General features: G+C 66.5%; 17 protein-coding genes and 1 pseudogene. 13 read left to right on the top strand and 5 right to left on the bottom strand.

Annotation, left to right across the window (positions count from 1 at the left end):
* The 3 genes from GV044_RS03165 to GV044_RS03155 are packed head-to-tail and all read left to right on the top strand — an operon-like array spanning position 1 to position 4,201.
* Positions 1-1,689: an MFS transporter gene (locus tag GV044_RS03165; protein ID WP_236554661.1), complete on the top strand. Its 1,689-nt coding sequence runs from the start codon at positions 1-3 to the stop codon at positions 1,687-1,689.
* Entirely contained in the window at positions 1,689-2,828 is a 1,140-nt protein-coding gene (locus GV044_RS03160; protein ID WP_159865335.1) for an HlyD family secretion protein, read from the top strand. The genes GV044_RS03165 and GV044_RS03160 overlap by 1 nt, the downstream gene beginning before the upstream one ends.
* Complete coding sequence (locus GV044_RS03155) at positions 2,825-4,201, top strand: efflux transporter outer membrane subunit (RefSeq protein WP_159865333.1); 1,377 nt, start codon at positions 2,825-2,827, stop codon at positions 4,199-4,201. Before GV044_RS03160 ends, GV044_RS03155 begins: the two co-directional genes overlap by 4 nt.
* Positions 4,202-4,203: 2 nt before the next feature.
* Here GV044_RS03155 and GV044_RS03150 read toward each other — a convergent pair whose 3' ends face one another.
* The 3 genes from GV044_RS03150 to uvrB form a co-directional block, all read right to left on the bottom strand.
* Positions 4,204-4,485, bottom strand: coding sequence for a HigA family addiction module antitoxin (locus tag GV044_RS03150; protein ID WP_236554659.1), 282 nt, complete (start codon positions 4,483-4,485; stop codon positions 4,204-4,206).
* Between the two features lie 100 nt (positions 4,486-4,585).
* Positions 4,586-4,780 (bottom strand): type II toxin-antitoxin system RelE/ParE family toxin, encoded by a 195-nt coding sequence (locus tag GV044_RS03145; protein ID WP_305778424.1) that lies wholly within the window; start codon positions 4,778-4,780, stop codon positions 4,586-4,588.
* A gap of 101 nt (positions 4,781-4,881) precedes the next feature.
* Positions 4,882-7,068: an excinuclease ABC subunit UvrB gene (uvrB, locus tag GV044_RS03140; protein WP_159865327.1), complete on the bottom strand. Its 2,187-nt coding sequence runs from the start codon at positions 7,066-7,068 to the stop codon at positions 4,882-4,884.
* A gap of 176 nt (positions 7,069-7,244) precedes the next feature.
* Between uvrB and GV044_RS03135 the strand changes: the two genes are divergently transcribed.
* From GV044_RS03135 to GV044_RS03125, 3 genes are all read left to right on the top strand, one after another.
* Positions 7,245-8,021 carry an esterase/lipase family protein gene (locus GV044_RS03135; RefSeq protein WP_371741558.1) on the top strand — a complete coding sequence of 259 codons (777 nt, stop codon included), beginning with the start codon at positions 7,245-7,247 and terminating at the stop codon, positions 8,019-8,021.
* An 84-nt stretch (positions 8,022-8,105) separates the two neighbouring features.
* Complete coding sequence (locus GV044_RS03130) at positions 8,106-9,176, top strand: LLM class flavin-dependent oxidoreductase (protein ID WP_159865324.1); 1,071 nt, start codon at positions 8,106-8,108, stop codon at positions 9,174-9,176.
* 130 nt (positions 9,177-9,306) lie between these two features.
* On the top strand, positions 9,307-9,828 hold the full coding sequence (locus tag GV044_RS03125; protein ID WP_159865321.1) for a hypothetical protein: 522 nt from the start codon (positions 9,307-9,309) through the stop codon (positions 9,826-9,828).
* Between the two features lie 86 nt (positions 9,829-9,914).
* Here GV044_RS03125 and GV044_RS03120 read toward each other — a convergent pair whose 3' ends face one another.
* The gene (locus GV044_RS03120) at positions 9,915-11,423 is read right to left on the bottom strand and encodes a YifB family Mg chelatase-like AAA ATPase (protein ID WP_159865318.1); all 1,509 of its coding nucleotides are present in this window, start codon (positions 11,421-11,423) and stop codon (positions 9,915-9,917) included.
* Between the two features lie 342 nt (positions 11,424-11,765).
* Here GV044_RS03120 and rpmH point away from each other — a divergent pair, with 342 nt between their 5' ends.
* The 4 genes from rpmH to yidC all read left to right on the top strand — a co-directional run bounded on the left by rpmH (position 11,766) and on the right by yidC (position 14,507).
* On the top strand, positions 11,766-11,900 hold the full coding sequence (gene rpmH, locus GV044_RS03115; RefSeq protein ID WP_159865315.1) for a 50S ribosomal protein L34: 135 nt from the start codon (positions 11,766-11,768) through the stop codon (positions 11,898-11,900).
* A gap of 156 nt (positions 11,901-12,056) precedes the next feature.
* Positions 12,057-12,425, top strand: a complete 369-nt coding sequence (rnpA, locus tag GV044_RS03110) for a ribonuclease P protein component (RefSeq protein ID WP_371741605.1) — start codon at positions 12,057-12,059, stop codon at positions 12,423-12,425.
* Positions 12,422-12,649 (top strand): membrane protein insertion efficiency factor YidD, encoded by a 228-nt coding sequence (yidD, locus tag GV044_RS03105; protein WP_159865312.1) that lies wholly within the window; start codon positions 12,422-12,424, stop codon positions 12,647-12,649. The genes rnpA and yidD overlap by 4 nt, the downstream gene beginning before the upstream one ends.
* 64 nt (positions 12,650-12,713) lie before the next feature.
* The gene (gene yidC / locus GV044_RS03100) at positions 12,714-14,507 is read left to right on the top strand and encodes a membrane protein insertase YidC (RefSeq protein WP_159865309.1); all 1,794 of its coding nucleotides are present in this window, start codon (positions 12,714-12,716) and stop codon (positions 14,505-14,507) included.
* Positions 14,508-14,558: 51 nt separating this feature from the next.
* Here the strand turns inward: yidC and GV044_RS22010 are convergent.
* Positions 14,559-14,966, bottom strand: a pseudogene (locus GV044_RS22010) (biotin synthase); the annotation flags it as partial.
* Between the two features lie 182 nt (positions 14,967-15,148).
* On the opposite strand from GV044_RS22010, the gene GV044_RS03090 reads away from it, so the two are divergent.
* Genes GV044_RS03090 through GV044_RS03080 form a run of 3 tightly spaced genes read left to right on the top strand, consistent with a single transcriptional unit; the run spans position 15,149 to position 18,583 of the window.
* Positions 15,149-16,696, top strand: a complete 1,548-nt coding sequence (locus GV044_RS03090) for a hypothetical protein (protein ID WP_159865306.1) — start codon at positions 15,149-15,151, stop codon at positions 16,694-16,696.
* Positions 16,693-17,211 (top strand): biotin/lipoyl-containing protein, encoded by a 519-nt coding sequence (locus GV044_RS03085; RefSeq protein WP_159865303.1) that lies wholly within the window; start codon positions 16,693-16,695, stop codon positions 17,209-17,211. Before GV044_RS03090 ends, GV044_RS03085 begins: the two co-directional genes overlap by 4 nt.
* Before the next feature lie 4 nt (positions 17,212-17,215).
* On the top strand, positions 17,216-18,583 hold the full coding sequence (locus tag GV044_RS03080; RefSeq protein WP_159865300.1) for an acetyl/propionyl/methylcrotonyl-CoA carboxylase subunit alpha: 1,368 nt from the start codon (positions 17,216-17,218) through the stop codon (positions 18,581-18,583).
* Positions 18,584-18,585 lie beyond the last annotated feature (2 nt).

Raw genomic sequence — 18,585 nt, 5'->3', positions numbered from 1 at the left:
ATGATCCGCCGTGGTTCGCCCGAGCGTGTGGTCGAGTACCAGTTCAAGCCGCATGAGCGGCCGACGATGCCCGGCTCGCCCCACAATCCGGAGCACCCCGTTGGTCGCCGCGCCGCCTATCTGCTGATCGGCGTTCTGCTCGGGGTCACGGGCGGGCTGGGCAATGCCCTGGTGGGCGTGAACCTCAACTTCGCGCAAGGCACGCTGGGGCTTGATACCGACCAGAGCGCTATGCTCTCGGCCGCCTATCTGATGACCAACACCACGGCCAACCTGCTGTTGATGAAGTATCGCCAGCAGTTCGGTCTGCAACCGTTCATCCGCATCATGCTGCCGATCTACGCGGCCACTACGGTGCTGCATCTGCTGGTGCACGGTTTCTGGTCTTCGCTGACTGTCCGTGCGGCCAGCGGCTTTGCGGCCTCTGCGCTCTCTACGCTGGCGCTGCTCTACATCATCCAGGGAATGCCCGCGGCAAAGCGACTGTCGGGCATTATGATCGGGATCTCGGTGCCGCAATTGGCATCGCCGCTGGCGCGCGCGATCTCGCCCGGGCTGCTGGTGAGCGGGGACTGGCACATGCTTTACTGGTGCGAGCTTGGCCTGGTGCTCGCCACGCTCGCGGCAGTCATGTCGCTGCCGTTGCCGCCCAGCCTGCGCGTCAAGGTATTCGAGCTGCAGGACTTCGTGACCTTCGCGCTGCTTGCGCCCGGGCTTTGGCTGCTCATCGCCATGCTGACCGAAGGGCGTATCGAGTGGTGGACCGAGCGGCCCTGGATGGGTTGGAGCCTGGCGACGGGGATCGTCCTGATCGTCGTCGCGCTCGCGCTGGAGCACAAGCGCGCCAATCCGCTGATCAACACGCGGTGGCTGGGCACGCGCGAGATGATGCGCCTGATCATGACGGCTGTGGCGATTCGTGTGCTCTTGTCGGAGCAAGCGTTCGGCTCCGTAGGATTGTTCACGACGCTGGGCATGCTGAACGATCAGATGGTCATTCTGAACCTCGTCATCGTCGGCGCATCGCTGGCAGGCTTGGCAGTTGCGATCTGGCGTTTTGATGCGACCGATCCCAGCCGCGCATTGATCCTGGCCGTGCTGCTTATCGCGCTCGGCTCGTTCATGGATGCGAATACCACCAACCTCACTCGACCAAGCAGCTTCTATCTCAGTCAGGCCTTGATCGGCTTCGCTTCGTTCCTCTTTCTGGCTCATGCCATGGTGATCGGCATTTCGCGCACGCTGCTCGCAGGGCCGCAGCACTTCATCAGCTTCTCGGTCCTGTTCGGCCTCAGCCAGAGCCTGGGCGGTCTCGTCGGCAGCGCCTTTCTCGGGACATTTCAGATCCTGCGCGAGAAATTCCACTCGCACGAGCTGGTGCAGTCCATCGTTCTGACCGATCCGCAAGTCGCGGCGCGGGTCCGTGGGACGGGCGCGAGTGTGACGGGTGTCATCGGCGACCCGACCTTGAGCAACGCCGAAGGCGTCGCGCTGCTCGCCCGAACCGTTGCGCGCGAGGCGAACATTCTTGCGTACAATGACGTCTTCCTGCTGATCGGCGTCCTGGCGACCTTGACCTTTCTGTGGAGCCTCTCGATCAGAGCGGCGATACGTCGGCGCGGCGAGCTGTCGCCGGTGCTTGCGCTGCAACAACAGTCGCAGGCAGCGTCCCCGGCGGCGGAGAAGTAATGGACGAGCAAGATCAGATCCGCGGCGCGGCGACGGCAGAGGCATCGCCCGCGGTGCCCACCTCTGCGGAATTGCCGCCCGAGGTTCCCGTCGCAGGATGGCGACCGCCGCCCAAGAGCGGGCTGACCGTGGTGGTCATCGTCCTCATCGGCATCGCCGCGGTACTGGCGATCCTGTACGCCTGGCAATTGCCGCCGTTCGCCGGCTGGGCACAGGAGACCGACAACGCCTATGTGCGCGGCAAGGTCACCGTGATCAGCCCGCAGGTGAACGGCTACATCACCAGCGTGCCGGTGCAGGACTTCCAGCTGGTCAAGCAGGGCCAGATTCTGGCGACGATCGACGACCGCATCTATGCCGCGCGGGTGGCGCAGGCCAAGGCCAACGTCGCGGCGCAGCTGGCCTCGCTGGCGAACTCGCAGCAGTCCGAGCGATCGCGCCAGGCGGCGCTAGCCGGGCAGGCAGCCGGCGTGGCGAGCGCACAGGCGCAAGAGGTTCGGGCCGAGGCCGACATGCGCCGCGCGCGGGCGCTGGTCTCCGATGGTTCGATCTCCGCGCGGGAATTCGATCAGACCCGCGCGGCACTCCTGGCGGCGCAGGCCGCAGTCCGGCAGGCGCAGGCGCAGCAGGGCGTGGGCGAGCAGGACGTGCGCTCGGTCGTCGTGGGACGCGGTGGGCTGGAGGCAGGGGTCGAGAACGCGCGTGCCGCGCTTCGCCTCGCGCAGATCGATCTCGACAACACCCGCATCCGGGCGCCTGCCGACGGGCGCTTGTCCGAAGTGGGCGTGCGCCAAGGGGCCTACGTCACCTCCGGTACCCAGCTGATGTTCCTGGTGCCGCACGACTTGTGGGTGATCGCCAACTTCAAGGAGGCGCAGACCCACACCATGCGGATCGGCCAGGCGGTGACCTTCAAGGTCGACGCCCTGGGCGGCCAACGCCTGCGCGGCAGGATCGAGAACGTATCCCCGGCGGCCGGCTCCGAGTTCGCGGTGCTCAAGGCGGACAATGCGACCGGCAACTTCGTGAAGGTGGCGCAGCGTATCGCGGTGCGCATTCGCATCGATCCGAACCAGGCAGCGGCGCAGCGGCTGCGGCCCGGCATGTCGGTCGAAGTACGCGTGGCGACCGGGGGATGAATCGGTTTGGAGGCGCAACGCTGGTGCTGCTGGCGGCAGCGTGTGCCGGACCCCGGGTCGAGACGGCAGCGGTCGAGCCTGTGGTCGCGCCGACCGACTGGCGCACCCAGGTTGCGGCGCAAGCACCGCTCGAGGCGCAATGGTGGCGCGGCTTCGGCGACCCGCAATTGGTCGCGATGGTGGAGCGGGCATTGGAGCGCAATCCCGACATCGCCATAGCTGTCGGTCGCGTGCGGGAGGCGCGTGCCGCCGAGCTGAACGCGCGGGCGGCCTTGCTGCCGACGCTGGATGCCTCAGGCGGCGTGAGCCAGGCGCGCACGGTAAACGCGTTCGGCCTGCCCAGCGAGTCCACCTCTGGCCAGCCGCAGATCCAGGCCGCTTGGGAGATCGACCTGTTCGGCCGCTTGGCCGACACACGCGCCGCTGCCCGTGCGCAGTGGATCGCCAGCCAGGCCGCGCGCGATGCAGTGCGCCTGTCGGTCGCATCGACGGCGGCGAGCGGCTACCTGACGCTGCTGGCACTGGACGCCCGGCTGAACGTCGCTCGCGAGACGCTGGCGGCGCGTTCCGACTCGCTGCGCCTCATCCGCCGCCGGGTGGAGGAGGGCTACTCGCCCAAGCTGGAACTGGAACAGGCCGAAGCCGATTACCAGGCCGCTGCCAAGCTGGTGCCGGCCGCGCAGGAGTCGATCACGCGGCAGGAGAACGCCTTGCGGTTGCTGACCGGCGACTTGCCGGGGCCAGTCGCGCGTGGTGCCTCGCTCGCTACGCTGGTGACGGCACCGATTCCGGAAGGCCTGCCCTCCCAGCTGCTCGCGCGCCGGCCGGACGTGGTGCAGGCGGAGGAGACGCTGGTCGCCACCGACCGCTCGCTGTCGGCGGTGCGCAAGCGCTTCCTGCCGACGGTGCGCCTGACCGGCGCCGCGGGCGCGGTCGTCTCCTCGTTGCTCGGCGATCCGATCACCATCTGGTCGGTCGGCGGCAGCGTGCTCGCGCCGCTGTTCGAAGGCGGCCGCCTGCGGGCGGGCGCTGAGGGCGCCGCCGCCCAGCGCGACCAGGCCGCCGAAAGCTACCGCCGCACTGCGCTGACTGCGTTCCGCGAAGTGGACGACGCACTCTCCGGCGTCGTCAGCGCCGACGAACAACTGCGCATCGGCACCGCCCAGCGCGCCGCCCTGGCCGAAAGCTACCGCCTCGCCCGCAACCGCTACCGCGCCGGCTACTCGCCGTTCCTGGAAGAACTCGACGCTCAACGCGGCTTGCTCTCGGCCGAACTGGCGCTTGTGCAGACGCGCGCCGATGCACTCACGGCGCGGGTGACGCTGTATCGGGCGCTAGGCGGCGGGTGGACGGGTGAGGCGCTGGAGCGGTGAGCCTACGCGGCGCGCTGGACAATGCTGTTCAGCGAATCGCCGTGAGCGCGGCGTGCATCCTCAAGATCATGGTCGATCTGGAGGCCGATGAAGAAGCCCTCGCTAATGCGGAAGTAACGCGCCAGGCGCAGATCGTCGGTTGCATCGACCGAAGCCGTTCCGGCGAGGATCGCGGCGAAATGCGCAGCGTCGATCCCGGTCCCCGTGACAACTTCGCTTACGGGAATCTCGGTCCCGATCAGGAAATCTTCGCGCAGGATGTCACCCGGATGGACGTTGTCCAACAGGTCGTCCTCACTTGTGATAGTCCTCGATCCGGACATCGTCCGCGCCTCCATCGGACCAGCGGAAGGTGATCCGCCACTGGTCGTTGATCCGGAGACTTTATCGTGAAGGGGTGTAGCCTTTCATCTGCTCAAGCCGATTGCCGGCCGGCACGCGCAGGTCGTGGAGCTGTTGTGTGCGGTTGAGCTGGCGGAGCTTGCGCAGTGCCGCGGCCTGCATGTCCAATGCGAGTTTACGGCTTTGCGGCGCGTTCCAGATTAACTCAGTCTCTTTGTCGCTGAACGAGCGGATCATGGCTGCCTCGATGTGCCTTATGGCTTTACGTTAGCCGTGGCATGCATCGATTTAAATCGCACCTCTACGGACGGCATCGGGACAGCTCTCTGTCCCGATACTCACTTCCCAAATTTCCGCTGTGTCTTGCCATACCGCATCTTGCGCGTGCCCGGCTTGCCCTCGTTGCTACGGCCCACCAGCGGCGCTTTCTTGTCCTTGTCCGGCAGCCCGAGTTCCTCGCCTTCCAGCTTGCGGATCTCGTCGCGCAGGCGGCCGGCTTCCTCGAACTCGAGGTCGGCGGCGGCGGCGCGCATCTTCTTTTCGAGTTCCTCGATGTAGCCGCGCAGGTTGTGACCGACCAAGTTGTTCTGGCCCTCCGCGTCGATGTCGATGAGCACGCCGTCGCGGCTGGCGGTGTCGGCGACGATGTCGGCGATGCGGCGCTTGATTGTCTGCGGAGTGATGCCGTTGGCCTGGTTGAACTCCTCCTGGCGCGCACGGCGACGGTCGGTCTCGGCGATGGCGCGCTCCATCGAGCCGGTCATGCGGTCGGCGTAGAGGATCACCCGGCCCTCGACGTTGCGCGCGGCGCGGCCGATGGTCTGGATCAGCGAGGTTTCGGAGCGCAGGAAGCCCTCCTTGTCGGCATCGAGGATGCAGACTAGCCCGCACTCGGGAATGTCGAGGCCCTCGCGCAGCAGGTTGATGCCGATCAGCACGTCGTAGACGCCCAGGCGCAAGTCGCGGATCAGCTCGATGCGCTCCAGCGTCTCGACGTCCGAGTGCATGTAGCGCACGCGCACGCCCTGTTCGTGCATGAACTCGGTCAAGTCCTCGGCCATGCGCTTGGTCAGCGTGGTGACGAGGGTGCGGAAGCCGAGTTTCGCGGTCTTCTTGCACTCCTCGATGCAGTCCTGCACCTGGTCCTCGACCGGGCGGATCGTTACCGGCGGGTCGATCAGGCCGGTGGGCCGGATCACCTGCTCGGCGAAGACGCCGCCCGACTGCTCGATCTCCCAGCCGCCCGGCGTAGCGGAAACCGCGATCGTCTGCGGGCGCATCGCGTCCCACTCGTTGAAGCGCAGCGGCCGATTGTCGATGCAGCTGGGCAGGCGGAAGCCGTATTCGGCCAGCGTGATCTTGCGCCGGTGGTCGCCCCTGGCCATCGCGCCCACTTGCGGCACGGTTTGGTGGCTCTCGTCCACGAACAGCAGCGCGTTGTCGGGAAGGTACTCGAACAGCGTCGGCGGCGGCTCGCCCGGTAGGCGGCCGGTGAGGAAGCGGCTGTAGTTCTCGATGCCGTTGCACGATCCGGTAGCGGCGATCATCTCGAGGTCGAAGTTGGTGCGCTGCTCCAGGCGTTGCGCCTCCAGCAGCCGGCCTTCGGTCTCCAACTCCTTCAGCCGCTCGGTCAGCTCGAACTTGATGGCGTCCGCCGCCTGTTTCATCGTCGGGCCGGGCGTGACGTAGTGCGAGTTCGCGTAGACGCGGACCGAGCTGAGGCTCTGGCCTTTCTTGCCGGTCAGCGGATCGAACTCGGCGATGTCCTCGATCTCGTCGCCGAAGAAGCTGATGCGCCAGGCGGTGTCTTCCAGGTGCGAGGGGAAGATCTCCAGGCTATCGCCGCGCACGCGGAAGTTGCCCCGCGCGAAGGCGACGTCGTTGCGCTTGTACTGCAGCGCGACGAGCTTGCGGATCGTCTCGCTCTGGTCGGCAGTGCCGCCCTTCTTGAGGTCGAAGATCATCGCCGAGTAGGTCTCAACCGAGCCGATGCCGTAGAGGCACGAGACCGAAGCGACGATGATCACGTCGTCGCGCTCCAGCAGCGCACGCGTGGCCGAGTGGCGCATGCGATCGATCGCCTCGTTCACCGAGCTTTCCTTCTCGATGTAGGTGTCGGATCGCGGCACGTAGGCTTCTGGCTGGTAGTAGTCGTAGTACGAGACGAAGTACTCGACCGCATTGTCCGGGAAGAAGTCGCGGAACTCGGCATAGAGCTGCGCGGCCAGGATCTTGTTGGGCGCCAGGATCAGGGCAGGGCGCTGCAGTTCCTCGATCACCTTGGCCATGGTGAAGGTCTTCCCCGAGCCGGTTACGCCGAGCAGCGTCTGGGTCTTCTCGCCCTCCAGCGCAGCCGCGACGAGGTCCGCGATGGCGGTCGGCTGGTCGCCCGCGGGCTCGTAGTCCGACTGAATGACGAAGCGCTTGCCTGGCAGCGACTTTTCGGGCCGCTGCGGCTTGTGCGGGACGAAGTTCTCGGAGGTGTCCGGCTCTTCGAGACCGCGGCGAATGACGAGTTCTGGCATGGCGGAACATATGGGGTATGCGGCCGCGACCTGCAACGTGGCTGCTGCGGCGGCTTTCCATGACAGTTCGATTACACTCACGCGGTTCAGGTGACGTTGCGGGACGTATGCGATAGCGGAAACCTTCGATCCCGATGCGGCGTTGGGATGCAACCCGTAGGTGAGCAGGCAGGCAAGTGGCGATAACTGCGAACGATTTCTGGAGACTGGCAGGCGAGCGGGCGGTCCGTGCGCGCGGAGAGATCGCGCGCCGTTCGGCCTTGGCGCGCGAGCCGCGACCCGAAGGCGTGCGTGCTCCGCCCTTGCGCTTCCTGTGGGGAGAGCTGGCCTCGCTGCGGCGCGGCGTCCGGCGATCGGTCGGCGAGCCCGCGAAGGCGCTGCGTCCGCAGCCGATCATGCTGCTGCCCGGCTTCGGTGCGCACCCGGCGCGCATGCGTCCGCTCGCCAACGCGCTGCGGGCTGCCGGGCATGAGGTGCACGAGTGGGGGCTGGGCTTCAACCTGGGCCCAACCGAGCAGAACTTCGCCTTCCTCATGCGGCGTGTGGGCATGCTCGCGCGCCAGCACCAGGCGCCTGTCGCGCTCATCGGCTGGAGCCTGGGCGGCCTGTTCGCGCGTGAGATCGCCCGGCGCCAGCAGGAGTCGGTGTCCTGCGTCATCACGTTGGGCACGCCATTTTCCGGCAGCCCGCGCGCCAACAATGCCTGGCGTGCCTACCAGGTGATCACTGGGCATTCGGTCGATGCGCCGCCGGTGGAATGCGAGCTGCGCGGCAAGCCGCCGGTGCCCACCATCGCTTTGTGGAGCCCGCGTGACGGTGTCGTGCATCCGCGCTCGGCCGCGGGCTGGCCGGATGAGCGCGACCGCGCGGTGGCCTTGCGCTGCACTCATCTAGGGTTTGCCTCGGCGCCGGAAGTCAGTGTCGAGGTCTTGCGCCAGTTGGATCGAGTCTGATCGCCCTCTGACCTTCTGGTGCCCTCCAGTTGACCCCGAGCCACACGCGGCCTCAGATACGCCAAACAAGCGGGGAGAGCGGCGATGCGCGAGATCTGGCGAGCGGGCGGCTCGAACACCACGGCAAGCGCAGCAGAAGCCCGTGCGGTCGAGGCCGAGGGCTGGGACGGCCAGATGTTCATGGACTCCCAATGTCTCAGCGCCGATCCCTACGCGTTGATGGCGGTCTGGGCGAGCGCGACCGAGCGGATCAAGCTTTCGACCGGGGTCACCAACCCGCTCACCCGGGACCTGGCCGTCACCGCCGGCGCGGCGGCGACGATCCAGGCGATCTCGCAGGGACGCGCGGTGCTGGGCATCGGCCGCGGCGACTCTGCGCTGGCCTGGCTTGGCCATGCGCCCGTGGGTCTCAAGCGCTTCGAACAGGCGATCGGGCATTTGCAAGTCCTGCTCTCAGGCGGCGAGATCGCGTTCGAGGCGTACGGCTCGGCGGGCGACGCAGCTTCGATCCACTCGCTCGCGCTGGGTGCCCGCCCGACCGGCGTCCGGCTCAAGTGGCTTCCCGAAGGCCAGGGCAAGGTTCCGCTCGACGTCGCGGCGACGGGACCGAAGGTGATCGCGATGGCATCACCGGTGGCCGAGCGGGTCACTTTCAGCGTCGGCGCCGATCCCGATCGCATGGCTTGGGCGCTGGACCTCGCACGCGGGGCGCGGCGTGTGGCAGGCTTGGACCAGAGCGGCGTGTCCTACGGTGCGCAAGTGGTAGTCGTCTGTCATCCGGACGAAGCGACCGCTCTGGAGGTCGCCATGCACATGGCGCCGCCGCTCGCGCGGTTCCAGACAATGCAGGGCCAGGTCGGTCCGACGGATGCGACCACCACGCAGAACCTCGACAGGATCCGCGACGGCTACGACATGACCGAGCACGGCAACGTGGCATCCAAGCAGCGCATCAAGGGCGGCACGCTCGACGCCGAGTTCGTGAAGCGCTTCGCCGTCGTCGGCACGCCCGACCAGTGCCACACGCGCCTGCAGGAGCTGCTCGCCTTGGGGATAGAACGGCTCGTAGTCGTCGGCCCGGGGTTCTATCCCGCCGATTGGGGTGAGGCCGCCGGGCTGTTCGCGCGCGAGGTGCTGCCGGCTTTGAAGACCTGATCGTTTCTCACGCTTAACCAATCGCTTCATCGCAGATCGCAACGGCCCGGCTCATTACCCGGAACGATCAGACTCGCCGCCCTGTTGATGCCTCGGCTGATCAAGCCGTACTTTAGGGAGATGATCTGACATGACCAAGGCATCCGCAATTTTCGACACGCACGCCGAAGCAGAGCGCGCCGTTTCCGAACTCCGCTCGCTCGGCATCGCCGATGCCGACCTCTCGGTGATCGCGCACCACGGCGGCACCACCACGGCGCGCTCGGGCGATGGCGAGATCACCGACGAGCACCATCGCAACGTCCTGCGCGGCATCCTGGGCGGCGGCGCGCTGGGCGCGGGTCTCGGCGTCGCAGCGCTCGCCATTCCGGGTGTCGGACCGTTGGCGGCAGCCGGCGCGATCGCTGCCTCTGCAGTGCCCGAGGCGGTCGGCATTGGCGCGCTGGTCGGCGCGATCGGCGGGACGCTCAATGAAACGCTGACGAAGCACGGCATCAGCGAGGAGGACGCCGGCTACTACAACGACCGCCTCAAGGACGGCGCTGTGGTCGTGACTGTCGAGGACACCGGCGCCGACTCCGAGCAGGTTCGCCAGGTGCTGTACCGCAACGGCGGCCACAATGCCTCGCAGGCGCGGGCCACGACTTACTAATCGGTCTCCGGGAGACCTTATCGAGGAGCCCGGCCGCGGCAACGCGGGCCGGGCTTTTTGCGTCAGGGAGCCGGTTGAGTTTGCCTCTATGCTCGCGGGGCCTGCCGCCGGTAGCTCAGGGCCTCCGCGACATGGATGCGGCCGATCTGTTCCGCTCCTGCCAGGTCTGCAATCGTGCGGGCGACGCGCAGGATGCGGGTGTAGCCGCGGGCGGAGAGGCGCATGGCTTCTGCAGCTTGCATGAGGAGCTTGCGGGCCGGTTCGTCGGGCGTGGCGTGTGCGTCCAGGGTCTCGCCGTCGAGTTCGGCGTTGGTGCGCAAGGCGGTGCCCTCCAGCCGCGCGGTCTGGATTGCGCGGGCGCGGGCAACGCGGGCGGCGGCTTGCTCGCTGCCCTCGGTCGGCGGCGGCAGCGAAAGATCCGTAGCGCTGACCGGGTCGACTTCGATGTGCAAGTCGATGCGATCCAGGAGAGGTCCAGACACCTTGCTCTGGTAATCCGCTGCACAGCGGGGTGCACGGCTGCAGCCGAGTGCCGGGTCGCCCAGGTGCCCACAGCGGCACGGGTTCATCGCGGCGACGAGTTGCACCCGCGCCGGGTAGGTGACGTGGGCATTGGCGCGTGCGACCGAGACTTCGCCGGTTTCCAGCGGCTGGCGCAGCGAGTCGAGCACGGCGCGCTGGAACTCGGGCAGCTCGTCCAGGAACAGCACGCCCAGGTGCGCCATCGAAACTTCGCCCGGCTTCACCCGCAAGCCGCCCCCGGTCAGCGCGGCCATCGAAGCCGAGTGATGCGGCGCACGGTAGGGGCGGGCGCGGCTGATGCGGCCGTCCTCCAGCGTGCCGGCGACGCTCGCCACCATTGAGGTCTCCAGCGCCTCGGCCGGCGTGAGCGGAGGCAGGATGCCGGGCAGGCAGCTGGCCAGCAGCGACTTGCCCGCGCCCGGCGGCCCTATTAAAAGCAGGTTGTGCGATCCGGCGGCGGCGATCTCCAGCGCGCGCTTGGCGGTTTCCTGGCCCTTCACCTGGCGTAAGTCTGGCCCGCGCGTGGGCGGCTTGGCCTGGCCGGGCTCGGGCGTGGGCAGCACTTGCGTGCCCTTCAGGTGGTTGAGCAGGCTGATGAGGTTGGGAGCGGCGACCACCGGTACGCCGCTCGCCCAGCGCGCCTCTGAGCCTTGCGCGGCGGGGCAGATCAGGCCCTTGTCCATGGCGCTCGCATGCAGCGCAGCCAGCAGCACGCCGGGTGAGGGGATCACCCGGCCGTCGAGCGCCAGTTCGCCCACCGCGACGAAGTCTGCCAGCTGCTCGGCATCGGCGACGCCCATCGCCGCGAGCAGTGCCAGCGCGATCGGCAGGTCGTAGTGCGAGCCTTCCTTGGGCAAGTCGGCGGGCGAGAGGTTGATGGTGATGCGCTTGGGTGGCAGCGCCAGGGCCATGGCGGAGAGCGCGGCGGTGACCCGCTGGCGGCTCTCTCCTACCGCCTTGTCGGGCAGACCGACGACGTGAAAGGCCGGCATGCCGGGCGCCACCTGGCACTGCACCTCGATGCTGCGCGCCTCCAGGCCCAGGTAGGCGACCGTCGATACGAGCGCGACCATCTTGTGCTGGCTCTCCCTCGCCGACGATTGGACGGTTGATGAAGCGCGGCCGTGGTGGTGTCGAGTTACAACTTTGTAAGTAGATCACTCTTAGATCCTCCCCTGCAAGGGGAGGTGGCGCGCGCGAAGCGCGCTACTGAGAGGGCGACACCCCTCCGTCAGCCGCTTCGCGTCTGCCACCTCCCGTTGCAGGGGAGGATCAAGCGGTCGCCATCCACCTTGACTCGAATCGCCACCTCATCTAACCGCGCCAGCCTGATCTCGGTCGCTCCTGCTGGGGCGCCTTTGTCCTGTGTCCAGTTAGCAGCGCGCCGCGACGGCGCCAGTTTTTGAGGTTTCGCCATGAAGCGCACGTTCCAGCCCAGCAACCTCGTCCGCGCTCGCCGCCATGGCTTCCGCGCTCGCCTGGCGACCGTGGGTGGCCGCAAGGTGCTGCGCGCACGCCGTGCACGCGGCCGCAAGAAGCTGTCGGCCTGATCCAGGCTCGCGCCGGGGCGTGATGCCCCTGCTTGGCGGCGCCGCATCTCGCTTCCGCATGCCCGATCTCAGGGTGCGGAGGCGAGGTGCGGTGCCGCTTTGTTTGGTGCGGACGACGCGTCGGCAACCGGCAAGCCCGTGGCTGCGCCCTACATCATGATGACCCGGCGGGCGGACTTCCTGGCCGCCAACGGTGGCCTGCGCGTCGCACGGCCCGGCTTCGTGCTGCTGGCGCGGAGCAACGAAGGCCAGGGACGGCGGCTGGGCATCACCGTCACCAAGAAGATCGGCAACGCGGTCGTGCGCAACCGCATGAAGCGCCGCTTTCGGGCGCTCGCCCGCGAGGTCTTTCCACTTCACGGGCTCGCCGACACCGATCACGTGCTGATCGGCCGCGGTGGTGGGGTGGAACGGGACTTTGCGCTATTGCGGGACGAACTCGTCGCCGCACTCACCCGCGCACAAGAGGGCAAGGGCGATCCGGCGCGCCCTCGGCGCGGAAAATCAGCGGGCAAGCGCAAGTGAAGCTCTTCGATCTTCCGAGCCGAGCGCTGATTCTGGTAGCACGCGCCTGGCAACTCGGCCCTTCCGCGATCATGCCGCCGACCTGCCGCTTCGCGCCATCGTGCTCGCAGTACGCCATCGAGGCGCTGGGGAAGCATGGTGCGATTAAGGGTGGCTGGCTGGCGATCAAGCGTATATTGCGCTGCCACCCGTGGGGTGGGCATGGGCCGGATCCAGTTCCCTAGATCTTAGGCCCAGAGCCTTGTGCTCTGACGTCGAGCGGCCGCAAGTAACGGAAAAACAGGTTTCGTGGAAAATCAGCGCAACATCATCCTGGCGGTCCTGCTGACCGCGCTCGTCCTGTTCGGATGGGACGCGGGCGTCGGCTACTTCTACCCGCAGAGCAAGACGCCCACGCAAGTGGTCCAGAACGGCGGCGCCGACAAGGCGGTCAGCCCGATCAAGCCGACGCGAGAAGGCGGCCTGCGCGATGCTGCCGAAGTGCAGCTGGAGCAGCAGGACCTGAAGACGGCGCTTGCCTCGTCGGGCCGCGTGCCGATCGTGGCGCCGGGCGTCTCGGGCTCGATCAACCTCAAGGGTGCGATCCTCGACGACCTGGTGCTGAACCGCCACCGCGAGACGGTAAAGAAGGATTCGGGCCCAGTCCGCATCTACTCGCCCGCGGGCACGCCGGCGCAGCAGTTCGCGCAGTTCGGCTGGGTGGGTGATGGCGTCGCCACGCCCAATGCCACGACCGTGTGGACCGCTCCGGCGGGTGCCAAGCTCACGCCGCAGACCCCGGTGACGCTGACCGCGCAGAACGGCGCTGGGCAGACGTTCGCGATCACCTTCGCGATCGACAACGATTACTTGATCACCGCCACGCAGCGGGTGGCTAACCGTGGCTCCGCGGCCGTGACCGTTCAACCATTTGGCCTGCTCAACCGAACGAGCAAAACCGCAAGCCTCAATAGCTGGAACGTGCACTCCGGACCAATCGGCGCGTTCGATGGATCGGTCGATTTCAGTGTTAGTTATGATGGAAGCGGCTGCTTCTTCTTCATGAGTTGCACTGATCTGTCGAAGCAGGGCGTCCTCACCAAGGAAGCGAACGCCAGCTGGATTGGCTTCACCGATGTTTACTGGATGTCGGCAATCGCACCTGTTGATGCGAAAGCCGCAGGCACGTTCCGCAGCCTCGGCAACTCGCTGTTTCGCTCAGACCTCGTCTACGACAAGGCACTCGTGCAGCCCGGCCAGCAGCTCGCCCGCACCACCAAGCTGTTTGCCGGCGCCAAGGAGCACTCAGTGCTCGACCGCTACGAGGATGGCGGCATCACCAACTTCGGCCTGTCGATCGACTGGGGCTGGTTCCGCTGGTTCGAGAAGCCGATCTTCTGGCTGCTCACCTCGCTTTTCCGCCTCGTCGGCAACTTCGGCGTCGCCATCATCCTGCTGACGGTGATCGTGCGCGGGATCATGTTCCCGGTTGCGCAGCGCCAGTTCGCCAGCATGGCGGCGATGCGCGCGATCCAGCCCAAGATGAAGGCGATCCAGGAGCGCTACAAGGACGACAAGCAGACGCAGCAGCAGAAGATCATGGAGCTGTACAAGCAGGAGAAGGTGAACCCGCTTGCCGGCTGCCTGCCTGTGTTCCTGCAGATCCCCGTGTTCTTCGCGCTCTACAAGACGCTGATGCTGGCGATCGAGATGCGCCACCAGCCCTTCGTGCTGTGGATCAAGGACTTGAGCGCGCCCGATCCGCTGCACATCCTGAACCTGTTCGGCCTGCTGCCGTTCGATCCCCCCAGCTTCCTCGGCATCGGCGTGCTGGCGGTGATCCTGGGCATCACCATGTTCCTGCAGTTCAAGCTGAACCCGGCGCAAGGCGACCCGGCGCAGCAGCAGGTCATGATGCTGATGCCCTGGTTCATGATGTTCGTCATGGCGCCATTCGCGGCCGGCCTGCTGATCTACTGGTGCACGTCCAACCTGCTGACGATCGCGCAGCAGAAGTTCCTCTACAGCCGCCATCCGGGGTTGAAGGCGCAGGCGGAAAAGGACGCGGCGAACAAGAAGCGGGCCGTCGCGGCCAAGGGGTAAGCCGAAGCGGCAGCATTTGCTTCCCCCCTCCCCGGCGGGGAGGGGTTGGGGGATGCAGGTCTCCATGCCCATCGAGCGCACGCCCTTCACCATCTCGATGATGGCGGGCATGTCGCGGTCCTTGGGGTTGCGCCAAGCAGCACCCATGCAGAAGCGGGTCGAGCCCTGGTCACGCGCCTGGGCCGCGCGCTGCAGCACCTGCTGCACTTCGAGCAGCTTGGTCGCCTTGACGCCGCTGTTGGCCGAGACGGACTGCGAGCAGTAGCCGCAATCTTCCACGCACCCGCCGGTCTTGATCGACAGCAGCGTCGAGAGCTGCACTTCGGCTGGATCGAAGCTGAGCCGATGCACCTCGGCGGCGCGATAGACCAGTTCGGTAAACGGCAGGTCGAACAGTGCGGCGATCTCGTCGCGGGTCCAGTCGGTGCGGGCTGATACCGAGGATGGAACAGGCGCCAAGTCCAGCTTCCTCTCCAAGCTGACTACTTCTGGACACGTCTGATCATGTTTCATGGCACCCACTCCCCACTCCTTCGCTCCGCGGCATGAACGAAGATCTTCCGATCAAAATCGTCGGACGATATTGACAGACTCAGAGCGGCTGGTCCACAAGCATCTCAACAAGACAAGGGCAGGGGATGATGACCGACTACGTTCGCTTGCTGGAAGCCAACAATGCGATCCAGACGATCGGCGACGATACCTACTGGCTGTGCGTGACCCGCACTGTGCAAGAGTCGAAGCTGTTCCCCGTACCCTCGTACATGCTGCTGTCGTACTTGTGCTGCTTCTACCGCTACCCGGAGCTGCTGCGTAAAGCCGAGGCCGTGATGCCCGCCGAGGAGATCGGTGACCGCACTCGCCTGCTTGGCGGCAAGCTGGGCAATCTGCCCGGTTGGGCGCTGCCGACGTTCTATCTTATCGGCCGCGAAATCCTGATCAACTTCGGCATGCTTGGCCCGGACGATGCGGCTGAGGACGTTGCTTACGTCATGGACTTCTGGCGCCGCTTCAAGCTGGCGCAGCAGCGCGAAGATGGCCACCTCAACGCACGCGAGTTCGGCCAGCGCGTGCAGTCTCTGCCCGAGCGCCGGGTGCAGCGCTTCCACTCGGAGCTGCTGCCCTGCAAGCCGGGTGACCGCCTCGGTGCTGCCGCACAGACCTTCCTGGCGACCATTTCGCAGTACGGCTTCCTGGTATCGTGCGAAAGCCGCTGCGCGCTCAACAATTCGGGACCGTACAAGCTCGCGGCCGACCGCGAGATGATCATCCGCGACTTTTCGGATCTGGCGGAAGGCGATTATCCCTGGCTCGACGGCGTTGCCGGCGACATCCCCTTCAGCAACCTGACCGTCACGATGGAAGCCACCGGTTGTCACTTCTACCTCATGGATGACTGGGGCAGCTTCGAATCTCGGCCCGAATTCACCGCCGACAAGCTGACCGGCGTCGGCCTCTACACGTCGGACGCGCTGTCGGGCGGCTACATCCCGGTCGGAATGGGCTCCGCCGAGGAACTGGCGTCTACCTTCGAGGACCTGACCGATCGCATCCGCAAGGCGACAGTCGAGCTTTGGAAGCGCATGGCCGGCTGGTCTCGCGACGAGATGATGGACGCGGGCGCGCTGGTCTACTTCTCGCTGATCAAGGAGATCGCCCACATCGCCGGTGTCTACGATGTCAACGACTGGATGACGATCGACCCGCGCGCCGATCGTTTCCGCAGCCTGTTCAATGATGAGTTCGGCCGCGATTTCCTGGGCGAACTGGTCGGGCTGGTCTCCTTGCCGAGCCAACAGCTGAGCGGATACGCGATGATGCAGCACAACAACAATCCGGTGCGTTATCTCTCCCAGATCCCCTACTCGGTGCTGCAGCGCGGGGGGGAGGCGCCGAAACTGGCGCCGATCGGCCCTGGTATCACCCATCACGGACCCAAGCAGGACCTCTACACCACCACGGCAGGCCGCCTCACCCTGGCCGAGTACAACGCCAGGGCGCAGGCATCGAAGCCGGCACAGATGGCGCCCGAGTACCGCTTCATCTGCGACACGAGCGCCAAGTACGCGCCGCAAGCCGAAGCGGTTCAGGCGCTCTATCGCCTGGAGCAGGAGGGCTCGCCGCTGGCGGGTAAGGGGGCGGGACTGACTCGCAAAGAAGTCGAAACCATTCGGAGTGCACGCGCATGAGCGGCAACGACGATCAGAAATCAACCGCTCCGGAGCTGGGCGAATTCGAGCTGCTGGTCGAGGAGTTCCGCACCTCAGGCCTGCGTGAGCTGCATGCCCGCTGCGGAGAGCTGGAAGTCTATCTCTCGCATGACTCACAGGCGCCGGGGCTGGACGGCGCGCGAGTTTCGGTGAGCGCGGCATCGGCTGCACCTGCCATAGCTTCGCCCAATGCAACGGCCCCGGTTGCGGCCGCACCTATGTCCAGCAACGCAGCGCCAACGGCGGCGGACGGCGAAGTCTTCGTGAACGCTCCGTATCTCGGCACTTTTTACCGTTCGCCGAAACCTGGCGCAGCGCCGTACGTCGAAGTCGGCGCGACCGTCTCGGCCGAGACCGAGGTCTGCCTGGTCGAGGTCATGAAGCTGTTCACCGCGGTGCGCGCCGGGGCCCCAGGCAAGATCGTGCGGGTTCTGGCCAACGACGGCGACTTGGTCCCGGCCGGTCAGCCGCTGTTCGTGATCCAGAAGGCCTGACGCGGTGGCCCTGTCCCGCCTCTTCATCGCCAACCGCGGCGAGATCGCGCTGCGGGTGCTACGCGCCGCGCAAGGTCTCAACCTGGAGACGGTGATCGGCGTGTCCGATGCCGATCGTGACAGCATGGCCGCGCAGCTTGCCGACCGCAAGCTGGTGCTTGGTCCCGGTCCCGCCGCCAAGAGCTACCTCGATGCGCGGCTCGTCGTCCAGGCCGCCAAGGCCAGCGGCTGCGACGCGCTGCACCCCGGCTATGGTTTTCTTTCGGAACGTGCTGAACTGGCGCGCCTTTGCGTCGAGCACGGCATTACCTTCGTCGGCCCCGAAGCCGACATGATCGACGCGCTCGGCGACAAACTGCGCGCCCGCGAGATGGCGGCCGCCGCCGGAGTGCCGCTGGTGCCCGGCAGCGGCGAGATCGCTTCGGCCGCCGACGCTCGGCGTATCGCCGACGGCCTTGGCTACCCCGTCCTGCTCAAGGCCGCGGCCGGCGGCGGTGGGCGCGGCATGGTGATCGTCAACGGTCCTGGCGAAGTCGAAGCTGGCTTCCACCGTGCCAGTGCCGAGGCGCAAGCGGCGTTCAATGACGGCACCTTGTTCATGGAACGCTTCGTGCCCGAAGCGCGCCACGTCGAAGTGCAACTGGTCGGCGACGGGCGGGGCGAGGTCGTCCACTTCGGTGAGCGCGACTGCTCGGTGCAGCGCCGCTATCAGAAGGTGATCGAGGAGGCGCCTTGCGTCGCCATGCCTGACGCATTGCGCAGTCAGCTGCACGCCGCCGCGGTGAACCTCGCCAAGAGCGTCAACTACCGCAATGCGGGCACGTGCGAGTTCCTCTACGATGTCCTGCGCCAAGAGATCTATTTCATCGAAGTCAACGCGCGCATCCAGGTCGAGCATCCGGTCAGCGAGATGGTCACTGGTCGCGACCTAGTGCGCGAGCAGCTGCGCGTCGCCAGGGGCGAAGGTTTGTCTGTCCGCCAGGAGGACGTGGTCCTGACCGGCCATGCCATCGAATGCCGCATCAATGCCGAGGATCCGGCGCGCGACTTCGTGCCGGTTCCGGGCACTGTAACTCGCTGGCGTCCGCCCGAAGGCGAGGGCATCCGCCTCGACAGTCACATCAGCGAAGGCGCGAGCATCCCGCCCTTCTACGACAGCATGATCGGCAAGCTGATCGTCCATGCCGAGACGCGTGACGCTGCAATCGACAAGCTGATCGGCGCACTCGACAGCTTCGAGGTCGAAGGCGTGCCCACCACAATTCCGCTCCACAGCGAGATTCTTCGCGACGAGCACTTCCGGTCCAATCAGATCCATACCCGTTGGCTGGAGCAGGATTTGCTCACCGACCAGCGCATGGCAGCGGAGTAGCC

Source organism: Novosphingobium sp. 9U (assembly GCF_902506425.1).
In the GTDB taxonomy this organism is placed as follows: domain Bacteria; phylum Pseudomonadota; class Alphaproteobacteria; order Sphingomonadales; family Sphingomonadaceae; genus Novosphingobium.
The sequence above is the reverse complement of the archived record's forward strand: the minus strand, read 5'-3'. Positions and strand labels throughout refer to the sequence as shown.

What these genes read in the sequence shown, in the direction of transcription:
- GV044_RS03090 (WP_159865306.1), top strand. Translation starts at nt 15,149, where the DNA reads ATGACCGACTACGTTCGCTTGCTGGAAGCCAACAATGCGATCCAGACG.
- GV044_RS03145 (WP_305778424.1), bottom strand. Translation starts at nt 4,780, where the DNA reads ATGATCCGCTCGTTCAGCGACAAAGAGACTGAGTTAATCTGGAACGCG.
- GV044_RS03155 (WP_159865333.1), top strand. Translation starts at nt 2,825, where the DNA reads ATGAATCGGTTTGGAGGCGCAACGCTGGTGCTGCTGGCGGCAGCGTGT.
- GV044_RS03085 (WP_159865303.1), top strand. Translation starts at nt 16,693, where the DNA reads ATGAGCGGCAACGACGATCAGAAATCAACCGCTCCGGAGCTGGGCGAA.
- GV044_RS03125 (WP_159865321.1), top strand. Translation starts at nt 9,307, where the DNA reads ATGACCAAGGCATCCGCAATTTTCGACACGCACGCCGAAGCAGAGCGC.
- rpmH (WP_159865315.1), top strand. Translation starts at nt 11,766, where the DNA reads ATGAAGCGCACGTTCCAGCCCAGCAACCTCGTCCGCGCTCGCCGCCAT.
- GV044_RS03120 (WP_159865318.1), bottom strand. Translation starts at nt 11,423, where the DNA reads ATGGTCGCGCTCGTATCGACGGTCGCCTACCTGGGCCTGGAGGCGCGC.
- GV044_RS03130 (WP_159865324.1), top strand. Translation starts at nt 8,106, where the DNA reads ATGCGCGAGATCTGGCGAGCGGGCGGCTCGAACACCACGGCAAGCGCA.
- rnpA (WP_371741605.1), top strand. Translation starts at nt 12,057, where the DNA reads ATGATGACCCGGCGGGCGGACTTCCTGGCCGCCAACGGTGGCCTGCGC.
- uvrB (WP_159865327.1), bottom strand. Translation starts at nt 7,068, where the DNA reads ATGCCAGAACTCGTCATTCGCCGCGGTCTCGAAGAGCCGGACACCTCC.
- GV044_RS03160 (WP_159865335.1), top strand. Translation starts at nt 1,689, where the DNA reads ATGGACGAGCAAGATCAGATCCGCGGCGCGGCGACGGCAGAGGCATCG.
- GV044_RS03165 (WP_236554661.1), top strand. Translation starts at nt 1, where the DNA reads ATGATCCGCCGTGGTTCGCCCGAGCGTGTGGTCGAGTACCAGTTCAAG.